The 1,017-nt window shown below is 61.5% G+C and carries 1 protein-coding gene; it reads right to left on the reverse strand.

What is annotated here, in order from left to right; translation table 11 throughout:
- Positions 1 to 1,017 (reverse strand): DNA cytosine methyltransferase (locus C450_RS18380; protein WP_005046088.1); only part of this gene is annotated, 1,017 nt, incomplete at both ends.

The following is a 1,017-nucleotide window of genomic DNA, read 5'->3' on the forward strand; positions in this document are numbered from 1 at the left end:
CTGTTCACACAGCGCTGTGGCAAGGTTCACGGGGACTGCGTTCCCGATTTGCTTGGTGGTCTCGGTCTTGTTGCCGGCGATCTCGTAGTCTTCGGGGAAGCTCATCGCCGCCGCGAGTTCGCGCGGTTGGAGCATCCGAAAGCGAATGTCCAGCCCCCACGGGAAGGCTTCAGGACAGATCAACGCGAATCTGTCTTTCGTGGTGATAGTCGGTATCGGGTCTGCGACCGACTGTGCCCCGCCGTTGCCGTAATACTCGACGAGGAACGGCTGGGCGAGATACGGGTCTGAACCGGTTGCTGTCACCGTTGGTAGTGGCTCTGCGATGTCGTGTGTTCGTGGTGTCTGCCCTTCACGCTCGCTGTAGTACGGGACGAGATATGGCGTCACCAAGTGGCCATCGTGATTTTTTGCCGTCACCGTATGCAGCGGTCGCTCGTCCGGTTCGTAGGTAGCGTTGCTGTGGAGGCCACGGTATGCGCCGTTGCGTGGCAGAATAAACGAGCGTGCGCGGGGCTCGACCATGCTGATCGCTCCCCGCGTTGCGATGGTTGGGACGGGTGCCTCGCTGACGTTCTTCGGCCGTGCATGGGACTGCTGGCCGAGCAGGTACGGACTACAGAGGCTGAACTGCTGGCTGTCGACTGTGGGTGTATCGACTGACGTAGTTCCTTCCTCTCCCGTTGGGATTCCGGAATATTTCACGAGGAACGGGTCAGAGTGCCGCCCGACGGCAGTCTCCAGCGTACCGGGCTCGGTGATCTCGACAGCGTTTTCCTGTAGTGCCTCGACATCGGCTTTACCTAGTTCTGCGACGGCGTTCGCGAACGGCTCGATAGCATCGTCACTATGCCGGCGGATACCCTCCGCGATTCGCTGCATCGTATTCTGGACGAGCGGGCGATCACGGCCCCAGATGCTCTCGCCGCGCTCGGACCAGTCGATGATCTCCGCTGCTGGCCGCCACGGTTCTGTTCCGGGTGTCTCCCCGTTCTCGCTGTGGGTCGGGTCGGGCCA

This window comes from Halococcus salifodinae DSM 8989 (assembly GCF_000336935.1).
Taxonomy (GTDB): domain Archaea; phylum Halobacteriota; class Halobacteria; order Halobacteriales; family Halococcaceae; genus Halococcus; species Halococcus salifodinae.